The organism is Nocardiopsis camelliae, assembly GCF_028993595.1.
In the GTDB taxonomy this organism is placed as follows: domain Bacteria; phylum Actinomycetota; class Actinomycetes; order Streptosporangiales; family Streptosporangiaceae; genus Nocardiopsis; species Nocardiopsis dassonvillei.
This window is the reverse complement of the sequence record NZ_CP118614.1, coordinates 6,621,543-6,640,650: the sequence shown is the minus strand read 5'-3', so window position 1 is coordinate 6,640,650 and position 19,108 is coordinate 6,621,543. Positions and strand designations below refer to the sequence as shown.

Sequence of the window (19,108 nt, the reverse complement as noted above, 5' to 3'; positions counted from 1 at the left end):
GTGGACTTCGACCCGACCCCCGAGCAGCGGGAGAGGGGTGAGCGCGTCGCCGCGCTCGTCCGGGACCGCCTCGGCGGGGCCCCGCCCCGCGAACACGACCAGCCGCTGACCCGCGAGGAGTGGCGGACCGCGGCCGAGGCCGGACTGACCGGCGCGTGCCTGCCCGCCTCCGTGGGCGGCGGAGGGCTCGGCGCGCTCGACACCGCCCTCGCCCTGGAAGCCCTCGGTTCGGCCTGCCCCGACGCCGGGCTGCCCTTCGCGGTGGCCGCCCACCTGCTGGCCTGCGGCGTCCCCATGCGCGAGTTCGGCCGCGGCCCGGAGGTCACCGACCTGCTCCGGGGCATGGCCGCGGGGGAACTGGTCGCGGGCAACGCCGCGACCGAGGAGGGGGCGGGCTCCGACGTCAACGCCATGGCGACCACGGCCCGGCCGGACGACGGGGGCTACGTGCTCGACGGGACCAAGTCCTTCGTGAGCAACGCCGCCGAGGCCGACGTCCTGGTCGCCTACGCGGTCACCGACCCGTCGGCGGGCTTCTTCGGCGTCACCGCGTTCGCCGTGCCGCGCGGCACGGCCGGGGTCACCGTCGGCCCGACGCTGCGCAAGGCGGGTCTGCACGCCTGCGCGGCGGCGCCGGTGACCTTCTCCGGCTGCCGCGTGCCCGCCTCGCTCAGGCTGGGCGCCGAGGGGCAGGGGAACGCGGTCTTCCAGTTCTCCATGGCCTGGGAGCGGGCCTGCCTCCCGGCGATCTACCTGGGCTCCATGGAGGACCAGATGGGCCGGGTCGCGGCGCACGCGCGCGGCCGCAGGCAGTTCGGGCGGCCGATCAGCGAGTTCCAGGCGGTCTCGCACCGCGTGGCCGCGATGCGCCAGCGGTTGGAGGGCGCCCGCCTCCTGCTCTACCGCGCCTGCTGGCTGCTCGACCGGGCCAGGCCGGAGGCCGACACCGCCGTCGCCCTGGCCAAGGTCGCGGTCACCGAGGCGGCCGTGGCCAACGGGCTCGACGCCGTCCAGCTCTTCGGCTCCTCCGGCTACCTCGTCGCCACGGGGATGGAGCAGCGGCTGCGCGACGCCCTGCCCGGCACCCTCGTCTCGGGCACGAGCGAGATCCAGCGCGAGATCATCGCCCGGGGGGAGGGCCTGTGAACCTCCAGGACCTGGTCCGCCGCTCCGCGCGCGAGGCGCCCGAGCGCACCGCGCTGCGCTGCGGGGGCCGGGAGCGGACCTACGCGGAGCTGGACGCGGAGGCCGACGCCATGGCCGCCGACCTGGCGGCGCTGGGCGCGGGCCCCGGCGAACGCGTCCTGGTCTGGGCGGAGAAGGGCCTGCGCGCCGTCGCCGCGTCCCAGGCGGTGCTCCGGACGGGGGCCGTCCACGTTCCGGCCAGCGGCGCGATGCCGCCGGACCACGTCCTGCGGATCGCCGAGGACTGCCGGCCGCGTGTGGTCTGCGCCGCCGCCGCGGACCTGGAGCGGTTGCGCGGACGCCTCGGCGCGGACACGGCGTTCCTCGACATCGACGCCCCTCCGGCGCGGAGCGGGCCGGTCCCCGCCTGCACCGCACCCGCGGACGCGCCCGCCTACGTGCTCTACACCTCGGGGTCCACCGGCAGGCCCAAGGGCGTGACGGTGAGCCACGCGGGAGCCCTGGCCTTCGTGGAGTGGGCCCGCGGGGAGCTGGACGCGGGGCCGGGGGACCGCTTCGCCAACCACGCCTCGCTCACCTTCGACCTGTCGGTCCTGGACCTGTACACCGCCTTCAGCGCGGGGGCGTCGGTCACGCTGATCCCCGAGGGGTACTCCTTCGCGCCCGACCTGCTCGTGGACCTCGTCCACAGCGAGGGCGTGACCGTCTGGTACTCCGTGCCCTCGGCGCTGGTGCTGATGCTCCGCGACGGCGGGCTCGCCGACCGGCCCCCGCCTCCGGCCCTGCGCGCCGTGCTCTTCGCCGGGGAGGCGCTCCCCCCGGAGTACGCCCGGCGCCTGGCGGAGTGGAGCCCCGCACGGCTGCTCAACCTGTACGGACCCACCGAGACCAACGCGTGCACCTTCCACGAGGTGGTGCCCGCCGACCTGGAGGACGGGGGGCCGCTGCCCATCGGCCGGGCCACAGCGGGCAACCGCGTCTGGGTGCGCGCGGACACGGGCGGGCCCGCGGCTCCGGGCGAGGCCGGGGAACTGGTGGTGGACGGCCCCACGGTGATGCTCGGCTACTGGGGGGTGCCGCCCGTGGAGGGCCCCTACGCCACGGGCGACCTGGCGCGCGTGCGCGAGGACGGCGTGTTCGAGTTCCTGGGGCGCCGCGACCACATGGCCAAGGTCCGCGGGTACCGCGTCGAGCCGGGGGCGGTGGAGGCGGCGCTGGAGCGCAGCCCGGACGTCGAGGAGGCGGCCGTCGTGGTGACCGGGAGCGGGGTCACGGCGGCCATCACGGCGTTCGCCGTCCTGAGGAGGGGTGCCCGGCTGGGGGTGCTGGGGCTCAAACGCCACGCCTCGCGGCACCTGCCCGCCTACATGATCCCGGACGCGGTGCGCTTCACCGAGGCGCTGCCGCGCACACCCAACGGCAAGACCGACAGACTGGAGCTCGCCCGCCGGGCGCGTGCTCCGGAGCGGAGGGAGAACACGTGACGAAGGACGCCAGCGAGCAGGAGGTGCGGGAGCTCCTCCTGCTCTTCGTTCGCGACCGGTTCCTGGACGGCGACCCCCACGGCGAGCTGACCGAGGACTCGCCGCTGCGGGAGTGGGGCGTGCTCACCTCCCTCAACACCGCCGTCCTGATGAACCACATCCACACCGGCCTCGGCGTGCCGATCCGGGCCGAGAGGATCGATCCCCGCGCGTTCACCGACGTCCGCAGCATCGCGGCGATGCTGTGCGCCGGGAGGACCGGGGAGGCCTGAGCGGCCCCGGCCCTCCCGGGGTCACCAGGACCACGCCTCGGGGGCGGGGCCGCCCTTGCCGACCGGGGGGAACAGGGCGTCGATCCGCTCGCCGGCCCCGTCGCCGAGCCCCGTCTCCAGGGCCCGCAGCGCTCCGTCGAACTGCTCCAGGGTGCGGGGCCCGACGATCGTCGAGTGCACCTCCGGGCGTGACAGGACCCAGGCGATGGACAGTTCGGCGGGGTCCCTGCCCAGCTCGTCGCACAGGTCCTCGTAGGCGGCGATCGTCTCGCGCCGCTCCTCCAGAGCCTGCATCGCCCGGCTCTTGACCGTCTTGACCGCGGTGCCCTCGCGCAGCTTGCGGATGGCGCCGCCGAGCAGGCCGCCGTGCAGGGGCGACCAGGTCAGGACCCCGATGCCGTACGCCTGCGCCGCGGGGAGCACCTCCAGCTCCACGTGGCGCGTCACCAGGTTGTAGGCGCACTGCTCGGAGACCAGGCCCAGGAAGTTCCTGCGGTTGGCGGCCTCCTGCGCCGCCGCCAGGTGCCAGCCCGCGAAGTTGGAGGAGCCGACGTAGCGGACCTTGCCCTGGTGGACCAGGATCTCCATCGCCTGCCAGACCTCCTCCCACGGCGCGTTGCGGTCCACGTGGTGCATCTGGAAGAGGTCGATCCAGTCGGTGCCCAGCCGCCGCAGGGACCCCTCGCACGAGGCGATGATGTGGCGGGCCGACAGGCCGCGGTCGTTGGGCCAGTCGCTCATCGGGTTGAAGACCTTGGTGGCCACGATGGAGCGCTCGCGGCGTCCGCCGCCCCTGCCGAACCACTCGCCGATGAGCTCCTCGGTCATGCCCTTGTGGACCTGCCATCCGTAGTGGTTGGCGGTGTCGAAGAAGTTGACGCCGTGGGAGAGGGCCCTGTCCATCATCGCGAAACTCTCGTCCCTCGGGGTGTTCACGCCGAAATTCAGCGTTCCCAGGCAGAGCCGGCTGACCTCCAGAGCGGTCCGGCCAAGGCGTGTGTACTGCATTCTCTCCCCTGTTTCATGGTGTCTCTCGCGGAGAAAACGGGATTCGGGGTCGGACGGAGCTGTCATCCGCTACAGAAGCCCACCGGTAGGCCGCCGCTTTTCCGGAGCAGGAAAGGCCGTCGGGGGAAGGCTGCCACGTTCCGGGGAAAGGCCGCGCCGGTATGCTCCGGTCCGGCGGATTCGGGCCGGGACCGACCCGCTCCCGGCGGACGAATGGCACCGTATCCCGGGCCCCGTGAACCCGACGCGGCCGAGGGCCCCCTCCTCCGCCGCCGAGCCGCGCGGCGCCCGCCCCGGCCCCGGAGGCGGGTTCCGCCTTCCATCTGGGAGATGACCCCTTGCGTGTACTACTCGCCTCCTACGCGGAGAAGACGCACTTCATCGGCATGGTGTCCCTGGCGTGGGCGCTGCGCGCCGCCGGGCACGAGGTGCGCGTCGCCAGCCAGCCCGACCTGGCGGGGTTCCTGAGGCGCGCGGGCCTGCCCGCCGTCCCGGTCGGGCGGGACCACCTGCTGCGCGAGCGGTTCGAGCTGGTGACGCAGTGGGGCGAGGGCGATGCCCCGGGGCTGTTCGACGTGGGGGAGAGCTGGCCCGGCGACCTGTCCTGGGACGAGATGCGCTGGGGCGTGCGCGACACCGCGGCCTGGTGGTGGCGCATGGTGAACGACCCGATGCTGGAGGACCTGGTCGCCTTCTGCCGCGAGTGGCGCCCCGACCTGGTCGTATGGGAGGCGACGACGTTCGCGGCCCCCGTCGCGGCGGAGGCGTGCGGTGCGGCGCACGTGCGCTTCCTGTGGAGCCTGGACCTGTTCGCCGCGATGCGCGAACAGTACCGGCGCCACATGGAACGACAGCCCCCGCAGGAACGCGACGACCCCCTCGCCGCATGGCTGGGCGACCGCGCCGCCCGCCACGGCGTCGACTTCTCCGAAACCCTCGTCCGGGGCCAGGCCACCCTGGACTACCTGCCCGCCTCCCTGGGCGTACCCGCACCCACCGGCGCCCACCGCCTGCCCATCCGCTACGTGCCCTACAACGGACGCGCCGTCGTACCCCACTGGCTGCGCACACCACCCACCCGCCCCCGCGTCTGCCTCAGCGTGGGGAGCAGCACGACCGAGTGGTTCGGCGGGCACACGTTCTCCCTGGCCGAGGTGGTGCGCGGCCTCGGCGAACTGGACGCGGAGGTGGTCGCGACCCTGCCCCCCGAGGAGGAGGCCGCGCTCGGCGCGGTCCCGGACAACGTGCGGCTGGTGGGGTACGCCCCCCTGCACGTCCTGGCCCCCACCTGCGACGTCATGATCACCCACGCGGGGCCGGGGACCCTGTGCTCCGGGCTCTCCCACGGTGTCCCCCAGCTCCTCGTGCCCGGCCCCCGTCTCGACGCCCCCCTGCTCGCGCGGCTGGTGGAGCGGGAGGGGGCCGGGCTGGTGGTGCGGTCGGGCGAGGCGGGGGCCGACAGCGTCCGCGACGCGACCCGGCGCCTGCTGGAGGACCCCTCCCACGCCGAGGCGGCGCGGCGCCTGAGCGGGGAGATGGCCGCCATGCCCTCGCCGGCGGAGGCGGTGCGCGGCCTGCCCCGCGTCCTGGAGGAACTGGGCGCCCCCCGCCTGAGGGACGGTCCCGCCAGCGGGACAACGGCGGCCCGTGGCGGCGGCGCCTGAGTGCTCCTCCCGCAGGCCGTGTTCAGGTGCGGGTGAGCCTGGTGAGGGTGCGGGCGAGGTCGGCGGGGGCGGGCATGGCGTCCATCCGTTCGCGCAGGGCGTGTGCGGCCTTCGCGTGGCGGGGGTCCTCCAGAAGGGCGCGTACGCCCTCGGTGACGGTGGCGGCGTCCAGGCGGTCGGGGTCCACGACCCTGCCCGCCCCGGCCCCCTCCACCAGCCCGGACAGCAGGACCGTGTCGAACATGTGCGCGTTGGGCGACAGGAGTTGCGGGACTCCGTGGGCGAGGCCGGTCAGGACGGTGCCGGGGCCGCCGTGGGTGACCATGGCGGCGCAGGTGGGGGCCAGGGCGTGCAGGGGCACGTACTCGACCAGGCGTGCGTTGCCGGGGACCGCGCCCAGCTTCTCCCGCTCACTTGCGGGCAGGGTGGCCACCACCTCCACGTCCAGGCCGGCCAACCCCTCCAGGATCTCCCCGGCGGAGACCCGGTGGCCGCCGTACCACTCGTTCGCGCTGGTCCCGAGGCTGAGCCCGATCCGGGGTCGGTCGGGGGGTGTGCGCAACCAGTCGGGGACGACGGCGCGTCCGTTGTAGGGCACGTAGCGCACCGGCAGGTACTCCAGATGCGGGGGAGTGTCCACCCTCAGAGGTGCGGGCACCTGCTCGACGGTGGCCTGGCCGTGGACCAGGGACTCGGAGAAGTCCACCCCGTGCCGGGCGGCCCGGGCCCCCAACCACTCGGCCAGGGGGTCCTGCCGCTCTGAGGCGGGCTGCTCGCCCATCCGCGCCAGGAAGCGCGCGCGGGTGCGGGCGAAGATGTCGGCCCCCCACAGGTAGCGCACGTGCGCGGCCCCGCACGCCTCGGCGGCGACCGCTCCGGAGAAGGTGATGGGCTCCCACACGACCAGGTCGGGGCGCCAATCCCGGCAGAGGGCGACCAGGTCGTCGACCATGGGGTCGTTGACCATCCGCCACCACCACTGCACGGTCAGGCGGTAGCCCTCCAGGAGGTAGTTCCAGGTCAGGACCTCGTCCCGGTCCTCGGCCATGTCGAAGTCGTCGTCCTCCCCGCCGGTCATCGCGTGGTACTGCCGCATGACCCGGCGCAGGAGGTGGTCCCTGCCCACGGGGGAGAAGGGCAGGCCCGTCCCGGTGACCACCGCCTCCAGCTCGGGCTGGCTGGCCACCCGGACCTCGTGCCCGGCGGCGCGCAGCGCCCACGCCAGGGGCACCAGCCCCAGGAAGTGGGTCCGCTCCGCCTGCGTCGCGATCAGCACGCGCACGGCCGTCGCCTCCGTCCTTCGTGTGCGGTCCCGCGCACCGGGACGGGGACCGGGGCGCTCCCGGTTCCGCCGCCTCCGGTGGCGGGCCTGTTACCTTTCCGGCGGGCGGTCCAATCACCGCGCAACCGGGTTTGCCAAGAGCCGCTTCCGCGCGGATATCATTGCCCAGCCGATCCGGCCGGTGCTTTATCTGCCTTCGACAAAGGGGATTGTAGAGAAGCTGGCTGTTCCGATTCCGACGATGATTCCCTCGATGTTGCCCCGTGCGCCGCTGGCCGCGGGAAGTAGTGAAGAAAGAGTGGGAGAACCCGGCCTCCGGGCCAGGTGAATGGCCGGGTGCGGAACCCGCCTTTTTCTGTCAAGGCCCCTCCGGGCCTGTTTTCCCTGTAGCGCCGGGCTGAGAGTCGAATGGAGATCGTATGCGTTTCCTGCTGGACCGGGAGGAGATCACCGTCTCGGTCGTCGGCCTGGGGTACGTGGGGTCGTGCGTGGCCGCCAGCCTCGCGTCCAACGGGGTGAACGTCGTGGGCGTGGACGTGGACGCCCACCCGGTCGAGGAGATGGAGGCGGGCCGCTGCCACCTCAAGGAGCCCGGGCTGCCCGAACTGGTGGCCCGGGGGCGGGGCACCGGGCGCCTGCGCGCCACGACCGACTACTCCGCGATCTCCTCGGCGGACGTGGTCGTCGTCGCGGTCGGCACGCCGGTCCGGGGGGACGGAACCCTCGTCGAGACCCAGATCAGGAGCGCGGCCGCCGAGGCGGGCCGCCACCTGCGCCGCGGGCAGCTCCTCGTCTTCAAGAGCACGGTCCCCCCGGGCACGACCCGCGGTCTCGTCGTCCCCCTGCTGGAGAGCGGCGGGCTGAGGTGCGGCGAGGACTTCGGGCTGGCCTTCTGCCCCGAGCGGCTGTCCCAGGGCAACGCCCTGGCGGAGATCCGGGAGCTGCCCGTGGTCGTCGGCGGGTGGAACGCGGAGAGCGGTGCCGCCGCCGCGAGGTTCTGGGAGTCCCGGCTCGGCGTGCGGACCGTCGTCTGCTCCTCCATGGAGGCCGCCGAGACGGTCAAGCTCCTCAACAACTGGTGGATCGACCACAACATCGCCCTGGCCAACGAACTGGCCCGCTTCTGCTCGTCGATCGGGGTGGACGCGATGGAGGTCATCGCCGCCACCAACGAGGTGCCCAAGGGCGGAGGCACCATCAACGTCCTCTCCCCGGGGGTCGGGGTCGGAGGCTCCTGCCTGACCAAGGACCCCTGGATGCTGTGGCGCTCCGCCCGGGACAGGGGCGTGCACCTGGGAACCGTCGTCTCGGCCCGCGGCGCCAACGACGCGATGCCCGGCTACGTCGCGGGGCTCGTCACCGAGGGGCTGGACGCGCTGGGGACCCCCGCCGAGCGGGCCCGCGTGGCCGTGATCGGGCTGTCCTTCAAGAACAACACCGGCGACCTGAGGTCCACGCCGACCCTGCCCGTGGTCGCGGCGCTGCGCGACGCCGGGGCCGACGTGGCGGTGTACGACCCGCTCGCCGACCCGGACGAGATCCGCAAGGCGTTCGGCCTGGAGCCCTCGCCCTCGGCGGAGGCGGCCGCGACCGGGGCCCACTGCCTCGCCGTGCTCGCCTGGCACGACGAGTTCGCCGCACTGGACATGGCGGCCCTGCGCCGCCTCACGGCGCGGGAGTGCCTCCTCCTGGACGGCAGGGCCCACTTCGACGACCAGACCGTCGAGTCCCTGACGGGGCTCGGTTTCACCTACCGAGGGATCGGACGGTAGACACGTGGCACGCGCCGTAGTGACCGGAGGGAACGGCTTCGTCGGAAGCCACCTCGTGGACCGGCTCCTCGCCAGGGGCGACGAGGTCGTGGTCTTCGATACGAGGGGGGCCCGGCCCGCGCCCGCCCCCTCATGGAAGGAGGTCGAGTACGTCCGGGGCAGCGTCAGCTCCTCCGAACAGCTCGCCAAGGCGGTCCGCGGGGGCGTGGACGTGGTCTACCACCTCGCCGCCGTGGTGGGGGTGGACCGGTACCTGGAGTCCCCCATGGAGGTCATCGACGTCAACTTCACGGGGACGCGCAACGTCCTGGACCTGGCCGAGCGCGCCGGGGCCAAGGTGGTCTTCGCCAGCACCAGCGAGGTGTTCGGCAAGAACCCCGACGTCCCCTGGAAGGAGGACGCCGACCGGGTCCTCGGCACGACCTCGGCGAGCCGGTGGAGCTACTCCTCCAGCAAGGCCCTGGCCGAGCACCTGACGTTCGGCTACATGGGCCGGGGGCTCAACGCCTCCATCGTCCGCTACTTCAACCTCTACGGGCCGCGCCAGCGCCCCGCCTTCCTCGTCAGCCGCAGCCTGCACCGCGCCCTGCGCGGCGAGCCCCCCGTCGTCTACGACGAGGGCGGCCAGACCCGCAGCTTCACCTACATCGACGACGCCGTCGAGGCGACGGTCGAGATCGGCACCCGTCCGGAGGCGGACGGCGAGTGCTTCAACGTCGGCAGCTCGGACGAGGTCACCATCCGCGAGGCCGTGGACCTGATCGTGGAGATGACCGGCGGAAAGGTCGTCCCGACCTCGATCGACACGCGCGACAGGTTCGGGCACTCCTACCAGGACCTGGACCGGCGCATCCCCGACGCGGGGAAGATCCGCTCGCTCCTGGGCTGGAAGAGCACCACCTCGCTGCGGGAGGGGGTCGCCCGGACCATCGAGTGGGCCGAGGAGAACCCCTGGTGGCTCGAACAGCCGGAGAACACCACCGGCTGACCCCGCCGCGGCCGGTGCGCCACCGCCCCGACCGCCCCGGGCCGCCGACTCCGGCGCGCCCGTCCGACGACGTCCGTGAGAAGCCGAGGAGTTGAGGTTGGTCCCCACCACCACGTGCCGTGTCTGCGAAGGAACGGTCACCCAGTTCATGGACTTCGGCCGCCAGCCGCTGTCCGACGCCTTCCGTGCGCCCGACGACACGAGCGAGGAGTTCTTCTACCGGCTCGCGGTCGGGCTCTGCCCGGACTGCCAGATGGTGCAGTTGATGGAGGAGGTGCCCCGGGAACGCATGTTCCACGAGGGGTACCCGTACTACTCCTCGGGCTCCACCGTGATGCGCTCCCACTTCGAGGCGACCGCCGAGAAGCTCCTCGCGGAGCACCTGACCGGCTCCGACCCCTTCGTGGTCGAGCTGGGGTGCAACGACGGCGTCATGCTGGAGACGGTGGCCCGCGCGGGCGTGCGCCACCTCGGGATGGAGCCCTCCGGAGCCGTGGCCGAGGTCGCCCGCGGCAAGGGCGTGCGCGTGCGCAACGCCTTCTTCGAGAAGGCGACGGCCCTAAAGATCCGGGCCGAGGACGGGCCCGCCGACGTCGTCTACGCGGCCAACACCTTCTGCCACATCCCCTACGTGGACTCGGTGCTGGAGGGGATCGGGGAGCTGCTGTCCCCCGGGGGCGTGTTCGTCTTCGAGGACCCCTACTTCGGTGACGTGAGCGAGAAGGCGTCCTTCGACCAGTTCTACGACGAGCACTTCTTCCTGTTCACCGCCTCCTCCGTGCGCAACATGGCGCGCAGGTTCGGCCTGGAGCTGGTCGACGTCGAGCGTCTGCCCACGCACGGGGGCGAGCTGCGCTACACCCTGGCACGCGAGGGCTCCCGGGCCGCCTCCCCCGCCGTGGAGGCGATCCTGGAGGAGGAGAGGAAGCGGGAGCTGACCTCCCCGGAGTCGCTGGCCTCCTTCGCGGACCGGGTGCGGGGCAACTGCGACCGCCTCGTGGAGGAACTGCGCTCGCTGCGCGACCGGGGCCTGCGCGTGGTGGGCTACGGCGCCACCGCCAAGAGCGCGACCGTGCTCAACTTCTGCGGGATCGGCCCCGACCTGCTGGAGTTCGTCTGCGACACCACGCCGGCCAAGCAGGGGCGCCTGACGCCGGGCTCCCATGTGCCGGTGCGCGACCACGGCGCCTTCACGGCCTCCTACCCCGACCGCGCCCTCCTGCTGGCCTGGAACCACGCCGAGGAGATCATGGCCAAGGAGGAGGGGTTCCGCGAGGCCGGGGGACGCTGGATCCACTACGTCCCGGATGTCACAACCGTGTGAGGTCCACCCGCCCTCCCTCCCCCGCGGCCCGTGCCAGCCGGCGCGCGACCTCGGCGGGGGAGGGCATGGCGTCCACCTCCCCGCGCAGGCGCCGCGCCGCCTCGGTGTGGGAGGGGTCCTCCAGCAGGCGCCGGGTGCTCTCCCGGACGGCCTCCGGGGTGACCCGGGCGGGGTCCACGACCACTCCCGAGCCCTGCGCGGCGACCAGTGAGGCCAGCAGGGGCTCGTCGTACATGTGGTGCGGCACGGCCGACTGCGGGACCCCGTGCACCAGGCCGGACATCACGGTGCCCGCCCCGCCGTGGGTGATCATCGCGGCGCAGGTGGGGGTCAGGGCGTGCAGGGGGACGTACTCGACCAGGCGGGCGTTGTCGGGGACGGCGCCCAGCTTGTGCTGTTCGCTTGCGGGCAGGGTGGCCACGACCTCCACGTCCAGGTCGGCCAGGCCCTCCAGGAGGGTCGCGACGTCGACCGTGTAGCCGCCCAGGCGCTGGGTGGCCGTCGTCCCGAGGCTGAGGCAGACGCGGGGGCGGGTGGGTGGTGTGCGCAGCCAGTGGGGTACGACGGCGCGTCCGTTGTAGGGCACGTAGCGGATGGGCAGGCGGTGGGCGCCGGTGGGTGCGGGTACGCCCAGGGAGGCGGGCAGGTAGTCCAGGGTGGCCTGGCCCCGGACGAGGGTTTCGGAGAAGTCGACGCCGTGGCGGGCGGCGCGGTCGCCCAGCCATGCGGCGAGGGGGTCGTCGCGTTCCTGCGGGGGCTGTCGTTCCATGTGGCGCCGGTACTGTTCGCGCATCGCGGCGAACAGGTCCAGGCTCCACAGGAAGCGCACGTGCGCCGCACCGCACGCCTCCGCCGCGACGGGGGCCGCGAACGTCGTCGCCTCCCATACGACCAGGTCGGGGCGCCACTCGCGGCAGAAGGCGACCAGGTCCTCCAGCATCGGGTCGTTGACGACCTTCCACCACAGCGGCACCAGCACGTCGCGGTAGGCGGCCCGCAGCTCCTCCCCGGAGGGGGCCTCCGGGGCCGCCACGCGCATCATGTCGAAGTCGGGGCGCATGTCCCGCGCCATGCGCCCGACCCAGGCGATCACCTGGGGGAGCACGTGGTCCGACCCCGCGGCGACGAACGGCAGCCCGGTCGCGGCCACCGTCGGCGCGAGCTCGGGCTGGCTGGCGACGCGCACCTCGTGCCCGGCGGCGCGCAGCGCCCACGCCAGGGGGGTCATCCCGATGAAGTGGGTCTTCTCGGAGAAAGTTGCGAACAAGATACGCACCGGAGATCCTCGCTATCTGTCAGAAATGCTAGGCCGAAGGTCCCAAATGAATTGGTAAAACCTTTTCTCACATGAGCTTCCTCCTTGCGTCCGGGCTCCGTCGCTGAGAGTGAGTGCCGGTCGGGCCGCGTGTCGTCGGGGTCGGGGCGCGGTTTGGCGTCCCACCTGCGCGACTTACCGTGTGCGCCGCCTAGCGCAAAGTGCTTAATAATCAGGGGGTTGCCTGTACGCTCAGCTATCTCATACGCTGCTTTACGAACGGCGTTGACCGATACCGGCCATGTTGACGGACGGGTTATCGCCGGTTATCCACGACCGGTTTCGCTGCGGCATCGGCCAGGGAGGGTCTTCAGGCTCCAGTTGATTTCTTGACCTCTTTAAACCAGTTTGAAGACTGTGTCCGTTCTGTGCTCACCGCATATCTGCGCTGAGGGGTTGAGTATCGACTTCCGTCGACCATTCCCCTTTTTCACGTGTGCTCCCATGAACCCGGTGTTGACGTGTGCCCGGACCTTGTCCGCACAGCCCGCGAACATGCGCCGTGAGCCCTCTTACCGATATCAGACCACCTTGTCTTACAAGACGACTGATCCTGGCCCGAGCGCTGAGTTCTCTTGCCCTCTCAGGAAGGTCGATAAGGGGACCCACATGGAAGCAGTGATGAATCCGGACAGCCACGCCAGCCCCCAGGCGAAGGTCCCCGAAGCCAGACGGAGCCGGTCCGCCGCGGACTCGGGCGGTCGGCGGGGCGCCTCGGGCAACCCCACCCGCAGAACGAGCCTCCACCTGCCCGACGGCATGGCCATGGTCGACTGGGAGCGCTGGGGACAGCACATCTTCGTCATCTCCGACGCGTCCGCCTGGTGGCTCGGGGACTGGCTCATCTACGGCCAGGAGAACTACCCCCAGCGGTACAAGCGCGCGATCGAGAAGACCTCCCTCGACTACCAGACCCTGCGCAACTACGCCTGGGTGGCCAGGAAGTTCGTCCCCGCCCGGCGCCGCGAGAAGCTCAGCTTCCAGCACCACGCCGAGGTGTGCGGCCTCCCGGAGGAGGAGCAGGAGCGCTGGCTGGCCGAGGCCGAGGCGGGCCGCTGGTCCCGCAACGAGCTCCGCCGCCGCATCCGCCTCAAGGCCCGGGGAGTGGACCCCGCACGGGAGACCATATACGTTCAGGTGGCCATTAATCCGGAGCGGAAGAGGCAATGGCAGGAAGCCGCCGAGAGTTCTGGTATGAGTTTCCCGGAGTGGGCTTCCAAGGCCCTGGACATGGCTGCCAAGAAAATGATTGAGGTCGGCTGAGCCGAGATCCCGGGTCCGTTGCGGACCCGCCGTGTATTTTGACTCCCCCTGCGGGGAAACCCCCGCCGGCGATTCTCCCGGTGCGCCGGAAAGCGGTGCGGATCCGGATGGTCGCCGCGCGGGGGCCCCTTGCCGACACGATCCGGGCGCCCGTTTCTTTCGGCCACTGGCGACCTGAAAACGGAGGAACACATGACGACCTATGTCTGGGGTTACCTGGAGGAGTACGAGAAGGAAAGGGAGGACATCCTCGACGCCGTGGACACGGTGTTCAAGTCGGGGAAGCTGATCTGGGGCCCCTCCCTGGTGGCCTTCGAGGAGGAGTTCGCCCGCTACCACGGCGTGGCCCACTGCGCGGGCGTGGACAACGGCACCAACGCCATCGTGCTCGCCCTGCGCGCCCTGGGCGTCGGCGAGGGCGACGAGGTCATCACCGTGTCGAACACGGCCGCGCCCACGGTCCTGGCCATCGACCTGGTGGGGGCGCACCCGGTCTTCGTCGACATCGACCCGGACACCTACCTCATGCGCGTGGACCAGGTCGCCGCGGCGATCACCGAGCGCACGCGCTGCATCCTGCCCGTCCACCTGTACGGGCAGTGCGTGGACATGGCCCCGCTGGAGGCGCTGGCCGCCGAGCACGGCCTGGTCCTCCTGGAGGACTGCGCCCAGGCGCACGGAGCCACCCACCACGGGCGCGTGGCGGGCTCCATGGGCCACGCCGCCGCCTTCTCCTTCTACCCGACGAAGATCCTCGGCGCCTACGGCCACGCGGGCGCGACGATCACCAACGACCCGGAGGTCGACGCCTCCCTCCGGCGCCTGCGCTACTACGGCATGGACCAGGAGCGCTACTACGTCGTCACGCCGAACGGGCAGAACAGCAGGCTCGACGAGGTCCACGCGGAGATCCTGCGCCGCAAGCTCGGCCGTCTGGACGAGTACATCGAGGGCCGCAGGGCGGTGGCCCGCGCCTACGACGAGGCGCTCGCCGACACCGGCCTGGTCCTGCCCGCGACGGCGCCCGGGAACGAGCACGCCTACTACCTCTACGTGGTCCGCCACCCCGAGCGGGACCGGATCATCGAGGAGATGAAGGCCCACGACGTCGCGCTCAACGTCAGCTACCCGTGGCCCGTCCACACGATGTCCGGCTTCGCCCACCTGGGCTACGAGACCGGGAGCCTGCCGGTGACCGAGAAGCTGGCCCACGAGATCTTCTCGCTGCCGATGTACCCCTCGCTGCCCCGGCAGGAGCAGGACCGGATCATCGAGGCCCTGACCAAGACCCTGGCCAGGCTGTGACCGCTTCCGGGGACGGAGCCCGGTTCGCGCTCTCGGCGTCGGACCGGGCGGTACCGCTGGTGTCCGACGCCGAGTTCGCCCGGTGGTGGGAGAGCAGGCCCCGGCACGAACTGCTCTCCGTCGAGCGGGTCGGCTTCGACCACACGCGCAGCTGGTCCTTCTCCGCCGGGACCGGGGACCTCGTCCACGAGAGCGGCGGGTTCTTCTCCGTCCGGGGGCTGCGCGTGGCCTCCGGCGGGGCGGTGGTCCACCAGCCGGTCATCGACCAGCCGGAGATCGGCATCCTGGGCATCCTGGTCAAGGAGTTCGACGGGGTGCCCCACTTCCTGATGCAGGCCAAGTTCGAGCCCGGCAACGTCAACCTCCGCCAGGTCTCGCCCACCGTGCAGGCCACGCGCAGCAACTACACGGGGGTCCACGGAGGCCGGGCCACCCCCTACGTGGAGTACTTCCGCGCCCCGCGCCGCGGCCGGGTCCTGGTGGACGTGCTCCAGTCCGAGCAGGGCGAGTGGTTCTGGCGCAAGCACAACCGAAACATCGTCGTCGAGGTGGGCCCCGACGAGGACGTCCCCGAGCACGAGGACTACCGGTGGTTCACGCTCCGGCAGATCCACGGGATGCTGCGCCGGGACAACCTCGTCAACATGGACGCCCGCACGGTGCTGTCCTGCCTGCCCGTGACCCGCGGGGAGGGGCCGGAGCCCGCGGACCCCTTCGGGCGGGCGCTCGCGCGCTCCTACGGGGACGGCGCGCTGCACCCGACGACCGGTGTGGTCAGCTGGTTCACCGAGGCCAAGACGGTCGTGGACTGGCGCTCCGAGCTGCTGCCGCTGCCCAGGGCCGAGGGGTGGCGCAGGACCGGGGACGAGATCTCCGGCGGCCCCGGGTTCCGGATCATCATGGTCTCGGTCTCGGCGCGCATCCGCGAGGTCGCGTCCTGGACGCAGCCCCTGCTCGCCCCCGAGAGGCACGGGTTCGCCGCCTTCCTGGTGCGCGAGATCGACGGCGTGCTCCACGTCCTGGTCCGGGCACGCGCCGAACCGGGGACCCTCGACCGCGTCGAGATCACCCCGACGGTGCAGTACTCGGCCTCGGCGGAGGCCCTGGGCCGCCCGGAGCCCTTCGCCGCCCAGGCGGAGTCGCCGCCGGCCCACCGCGTGCGCTACGACGCCCTGCTCTCGGAGGAGGGCGGGCGCTTCCACCACGCCCAGACCAGGTACCGGATCGTCGAGGCCGATCCGGACACGCCCGCGGAGGTCCCCCCGGACTTCCTCTGGGTCACCGTCGCCCAGCTCATGGAGCTGGTCCGGCACGGCCACTACCTCAACATCGAGGCGAGGACCCTCCTCGTCTGCCTGCACACCCTGGGCTGAGGGCGGGGCGCGCCCCGCCCGGCCCGACCGGGAGGAAGTACCGCACATGCGCGTGCTCGTCGTCAGCCAGGCGGAGAAGACCCACCTGCTGGGCCTCGTCCCGCAGGCGTGGGCGCTGCGCGCCGCCGGGCACGAGGTGCGGGTGGCCAGCCAGCCCGCGCTGGTCCCCGTCGCCGCGCGCACCGGGCTGCCCGCCGTCCGGGTGGGCCGGGACCACCTCTTCCACCAGCTGCTGACCACGCTGAAGGGCCTGGGCTTCGGCGACAGCCGGGGCTTCGACATGACCAGGAGCGATCCGGAGGCGCTGGGCTGGGACTACCTGCTCGACGGCTACCGCGAGTTCGTCCGGCTGTGGTGGCACCCGGTCAACACGCCGATGCTGGACGACCTCACCGACCTCTGCCGCTCGTGGCGCCCCGACCTGGTCCTGTGGGAGCCGACCACCTTCGCCGCGCCGGTGGCGGCCCGGGCCTCGGGCGCGGCGCACGTCCGGGTCCTGTGGGGGCTGGACGTGTTCTCCCGCACCCGCCGCCGGTTCCTGGAACGCGCCGCCGCGCGGCCCGCCGCCGACCGCGAGGACCCCCTCGCCGACTGGCTGGAGCGCAGCGCCCGGCGCGTGGGCGCCGACTTCTCCGAGGACCTGGTCCGGGGCCAGGCCACCCTGGACCCCTATCCGCCGGGTGTGCGCCTGGACCCCGAGGAGGGCGTGCGCCACATCCCCCTGCGCTACGTGCCCTACAACGGGACCGCGGTGGTGCCCGACTGGCTGCGCTCCCCGGGCGGGCGCAGGCGGGTCTGCCTGACCCTCGGCTCGGCCGTGCCGGAGAAGTTCGACGACCGCTACCGGCTGCCCCTCGCGGAGCTGCTGGAGTCGATCGCCGGACTGGACGCGGAGGTCGTGGCCACCCTGTCCGCCGAGCAGAGAGCGCGGGCCGGAACCCTGCCGGACAACGTCCGGGTGGTGGAGCACGTGCCGTTGCACGCGCTCATGCTCCACTGCGACGCGGTGGTCCACCACGGGGGAGCCGGGACCTTCTGCACCGCGGTGTTCCACGGCGTCCCGCAGCTCATCCTCCCCGAGTTCTCCATGGCCCAGTACGTCTTCGACGAACCGCTGCTCGCCGAGCGGATCACGGAGACGGGGGCGGGCCTCACGCTGGCTGGGGCCGGGATGACGGGCGCGGAGGTCGCCCGCCTGGTCGGGCGCCTGCTCGACGAGCCCCGCTTCGCCGAGGGCGCCCGCGTGCTGCGTGACAGGGCGCACGGGATGACCAGCCCGGCAGGGCTCGTCCCGGTGCTGGAGGAGCTGGCCGCCGAGGGCCGACGCGCCTGAGTACGGGGACGCCGTGTCCGCTCCCGGAGCGGACACGGCGTCCCCGTCGGGATCAAGCCCGGTCGGGCGCCCCCTTCTGCTCCCGGATCCTCTCCGCCACGAACCCGGCCAGGTCCTCGAAGCTGCTGCCGGTGAACTCCGACATGTCCTCCAGGAGGGACACGTTGTAGACGTCCTCCAGGGCCAGGACGAGCTGCACGATCGAGAACGAGTCCAGGTCGCTCGTCTGCGAGGGCTCGGGGAGGTCGAACTGCGGCTCGTTCGACGTGAACATCAGGACGGTCATCGCCTGGACCTTGATCTGGGACAGGATCTCGCTCTGGTCTACTGCGGCCATCGTTGCCGAACCTCTTCTCTGGTGTGGTGGGGGTGGCGTCCTCAGCCCGCGTCGGGCCCCTGGGAGAGGCGCTGGACGAACTTGGCGCCGTAGCGTTCCCAGCGCTCGCGCTGGATGACGAAGTGGGAGGCGGACTCCAGGCCCGGGGGCCGCCGCGGGGGCTCCGACTCGGTCACCATGGTCGGGTGGTCGCGCAGGCCGTTCGCCCGCTCGCCGGCGGACCAGAAGCGGACCTCGTCCACCGGCCACGCGCGGAAGGCGCGGTCCACGGTCAGCACCGTGGCCTCCAACGCGATGCCGACGGCGTTGGCCCCCTCGTCCACGACCACGTCCACCTGGACCCACCGCTCCTCCCGGTCCAGGCGCGAGAGCGAACAGAACCCCAGGACGGCACCGGTGGAGGGGGCCACGGCGAGGAACTGCTCCGCCGCGTCAGCGGCGTCGCGGGGGAGCGGCCTGACGAGGTCGTCCATTCCCGGGAATTCGGGGACGCCCCTCTCCGCCAATGCGCGGACGGCGGCGTCCGAGCCCAGGTTCTCAACCGGTCGGAGCCTGACTCTGCGTGTTTCCACGGTATTTTCTGGCACGCTCTCCTGCCTCAACTCTTTGTCGGTTCGCAGCCGTTCCGTTCCTGCCGTGCGCCGGAAGGGGGAGGGTTCCCGAAAACGGGGACGGAGGGAATGGGGGCGTATCGGGGGTTCCCGCCGCCTGTCCCGCCAGCGGGACACAGGCGGGGCGGCTCCGGTTACCTTAGCCGCCTCGCGGTCTCCGTTCCGGCAGGTACGGGCGGTTCCGCCTCCGCCGCCGGGCCGCCCCGCCCCGGCTCCCGCCGCATCCCGCCAGGTGCGCCCGCCATTCCCCGCCGCGGGGCCGCCGTCAATTTTCCCGGACTCGGGGAAAGAGGCTCTCGGATATGGGAAGGAAGCGGCGGGGCGGGCGCTGTTATCGTGAGACGACCCTGGCACAAAGCCGGGTCGGATCGCGGTGCGGGCCCGGGTCGAATGCCTCGGGCAGCCCGGGATTCCTTTCTCCTGAAAGGTGAAGAAATGGCCGTGAGCGACGTTCTCGACCTGCAGTCCCTGGAGGCGGAGACCCTCGTCGAGGAGGGCGCCTTCCTCAACAGCGGTGCCAGCCTCGTGAGCTGCAGCTGACGCCCTCCCACCGGGTGGTGACGGACCGGTCCGCCTGATCCGCCGCCGCCCCCGGAGAAGGGGTGCCGCGTCCGGCCACGGCCGGGCGCGG

17 protein-coding genes are annotated in these 19,108 nt (G+C 72.3%); 12 read left to right on the top strand and 5 right to left on the bottom strand.

Annotation, left to right across the window (positions count from 1 at the left end):
* From PV789_RS28950 to PV789_RS28940, 3 genes are read left to right on the top strand one after another with little or no spacing between them, the layout of a single operon-like run.
* On the top strand, positions 1-1,146 hold the full coding sequence (locus PV789_RS28950; RefSeq protein WP_274975461.1) for an acyl-CoA dehydrogenase family protein: 1,146 nt from the start codon (positions 1-3) through the stop codon (positions 1,144-1,146).
* Positions 1,143-2,630 carry an amino acid adenylation domain-containing protein gene (locus PV789_RS28945; RefSeq protein ID WP_274975460.1) on the top strand — a complete coding sequence of 496 codons (1,488 nt, stop codon included), beginning with the start codon at positions 1,143-1,145 and terminating at the stop codon, positions 2,628-2,630. The genes PV789_RS28950 and PV789_RS28945 overlap by 4 nt, the downstream gene beginning before the upstream one ends.
* Positions 2,627-2,902 carry a phosphopantetheine-binding protein gene (locus PV789_RS28940; protein ID WP_094805408.1) on the top strand — a complete coding sequence of 92 codons (276 nt, stop codon included), beginning with the start codon at positions 2,627-2,629 and terminating at the stop codon, positions 2,900-2,902. Before PV789_RS28945 ends, PV789_RS28940 begins: the two co-directional genes overlap by 4 nt.
* A 21-nt stretch (positions 2,903-2,923) precedes the next feature.
* On the opposite strand, the gene PV789_RS28935 is transcribed toward PV789_RS28940, so the two are convergent.
* The gene (locus PV789_RS28935; RefSeq protein WP_274975459.1) at positions 2,924-3,910 is read right to left on the bottom strand and encodes an aldo/keto reductase; all 987 of its coding nucleotides are present in this window, start codon (positions 3,908-3,910) and stop codon (positions 2,924-2,926) included.
* Positions 3,911-4,248: 338 nt separating this feature from the next.
* On the opposite strand from PV789_RS28935, the gene PV789_RS28930 reads away from it, so the two are divergent.
* The gene (locus PV789_RS28930) at positions 4,249-5,574 is read left to right on the top strand and encodes an activator-dependent family glycosyltransferase (RefSeq protein WP_274975458.1); all 1,326 of its coding nucleotides are present in this window, start codon (positions 4,249-4,251) and stop codon (positions 5,572-5,574) included.
* Between the two features lie 22 nt (positions 5,575-5,596).
* Here the strand turns inward: PV789_RS28930 and PV789_RS28925 are convergent, their stop codons facing one another.
* Complete coding sequence (locus PV789_RS28925; RefSeq protein WP_274975457.1) at positions 5,597-6,856, bottom strand: activator-dependent family glycosyltransferase; 1,260 nt, start codon at positions 6,854-6,856, stop codon at positions 5,597-5,599.
* A gap of 419 nt (positions 6,857-7,275) precedes the next feature.
* Here PV789_RS28925 and PV789_RS28920 point away from each other — a divergent pair, with 419 nt between their 5' ends.
* From PV789_RS28920 to PV789_RS28910, 3 genes are all read left to right on the top strand, one after another.
* Positions 7,276-8,628 (top strand): nucleotide sugar dehydrogenase, encoded by a 1,353-nt coding sequence (locus PV789_RS28920; RefSeq protein WP_274975456.1) that lies wholly within the window; start codon positions 7,276-7,278, stop codon positions 8,626-8,628.
* A 4-nt stretch (positions 8,629-8,632) separates the two neighbouring features.
* Positions 8,633-9,616 carry an NAD-dependent epimerase/dehydratase family protein gene (locus tag PV789_RS28915; protein ID WP_274975455.1) on the top strand — a complete coding sequence of 328 codons (984 nt, stop codon included), beginning with the start codon at positions 8,633-8,635 and terminating at the stop codon, positions 9,614-9,616.
* Between the two features lie 97 nt (positions 9,617-9,713).
* The gene (locus tag PV789_RS28910; protein WP_302475377.1) at positions 9,714-10,940 is read left to right on the top strand and encodes a class I SAM-dependent methyltransferase; all 1,227 of its coding nucleotides are present in this window, start codon (positions 9,714-9,716) and stop codon (positions 10,938-10,940) included.
* Here the strand turns inward: PV789_RS28910 and PV789_RS28905 are convergent.
* Positions 10,927-12,216, bottom strand: coding sequence for an activator-dependent family glycosyltransferase (locus tag PV789_RS28905; protein ID WP_274975454.1), 1,290 nt, complete (start codon positions 12,214-12,216; stop codon positions 10,927-10,929). The genes PV789_RS28910 and PV789_RS28905 overlap by 14 nt on opposite strands.
* Positions 12,217-12,864: 648 nt before the next feature.
* Here PV789_RS28905 and PV789_RS28900 point away from each other — a divergent pair.
* The 4 genes from PV789_RS28900 (at position 12,865) to PV789_RS28885 (ending at position 17,529) form a co-directional block, all read left to right on the top strand.
* Entirely contained in the window at positions 12,865-13,518 is a 654-nt protein-coding gene (locus tag PV789_RS28900) for an LmbU family transcriptional regulator (RefSeq protein ID WP_013155703.1), read from the top strand.
* Between the two features lie 192 nt (positions 13,519-13,710).
* The gene (locus PV789_RS28895) at positions 13,711-14,823 is read left to right on the top strand and encodes a DegT/DnrJ/EryC1/StrS family aminotransferase (protein ID WP_274975453.1); all 1,113 of its coding nucleotides are present in this window, start codon (positions 13,711-13,713) and stop codon (positions 14,821-14,823) included.
* Entirely contained in the window at positions 14,820-16,196 is a 1,377-nt protein-coding gene (locus PV789_RS28890; RefSeq protein WP_274975452.1) for an NDP-hexose 2,3-dehydratase family protein, read from the top strand. Before PV789_RS28895 ends, PV789_RS28890 begins: the two co-directional genes overlap by 4 nt.
* A gap of 46 nt (positions 16,197-16,242) precedes the next feature.
* On the top strand, positions 16,243-17,529 hold the full coding sequence (locus PV789_RS28885) for an activator-dependent family glycosyltransferase (RefSeq protein WP_274975451.1): 1,287 nt from the start codon (positions 16,243-16,245) through the stop codon (positions 17,527-17,529).
* A gap of 52 nt (positions 17,530-17,581) precedes the next feature.
* Here PV789_RS28885 and PV789_RS28880 read toward each other — a convergent pair whose 3' ends face one another.
* Together PV789_RS28880 and PV789_RS28875 are read right to left on the bottom strand one after the other, a co-directional pair.
* The gene (locus PV789_RS28880; protein WP_013155699.1) at positions 17,582-17,866 is read right to left on the bottom strand and encodes a hypothetical protein; all 285 of its coding nucleotides are present in this window, start codon (positions 17,864-17,866) and stop codon (positions 17,582-17,584) included.
* A 41-nt stretch (positions 17,867-17,907) separates the two neighbouring features.
* Complete coding sequence (locus PV789_RS28875; protein ID WP_274975450.1) at positions 17,908-18,339, bottom strand: GNAT family N-acetyltransferase; 432 nt, start codon at positions 18,337-18,339, stop codon at positions 17,908-17,910.
* 573 nt (positions 18,340-18,912) lie between these two features.
* Between PV789_RS28875 and PV789_RS28870 the strand changes: the two genes are divergently transcribed.
* The gene (locus PV789_RS28870; protein ID WP_013155697.1) at positions 18,913-19,017 is read left to right on the top strand and encodes a hypothetical protein; all 105 of its coding nucleotides are present in this window, start codon (positions 18,913-18,915) and stop codon (positions 19,015-19,017) included.
* Positions 19,018-19,108 lie beyond the last annotated feature (91 nt).

Coding starts and splice junctions, on each gene's coding strand:
- PV789_RS28900 (WP_013155703.1), top strand. CDS start 12,865: ATGGAAGCAGTGATGAATCCGGACAGCCACGCCAGCCCCCAGGCGAAG.
- PV789_RS28920 (WP_274975456.1), top strand. CDS start 7,276: ATGCGTTTCCTGCTGGACCGGGAGGAGATCACCGTCTCGGTCGTCGGC.
- PV789_RS28875 (WP_274975450.1), bottom strand. CDS start 18,339: ATGGACGACCTCGTCAGGCCGCTCCCCCGCGACGCCGCTGACGCGGCG.
- PV789_RS28885 (WP_274975451.1), top strand. CDS start 16,243: ATGCGCGTGCTCGTCGTCAGCCAGGCGGAGAAGACCCACCTGCTGGGC.
- PV789_RS28935 (WP_274975459.1), bottom strand. CDS start 3,910: ATGCAGTACACACGCCTTGGCCGGACCGCTCTGGAGGTCAGCCGGCTC.
- PV789_RS28895 (WP_274975453.1), top strand. CDS start 13,711: ATGACGACCTATGTCTGGGGTTACCTGGAGGAGTACGAGAAGGAAAGG.
- PV789_RS28880 (WP_013155699.1), bottom strand. CDS start 17,866: ATGGCCGCAGTAGACCAGAGCGAGATCCTGTCCCAGATCAAGGTCCAG.
- PV789_RS28870 (WP_013155697.1), top strand. CDS start 18,913: ATGGCCGTGAGCGACGTTCTCGACCTGCAGTCCCTGGAGGCGGAGACC.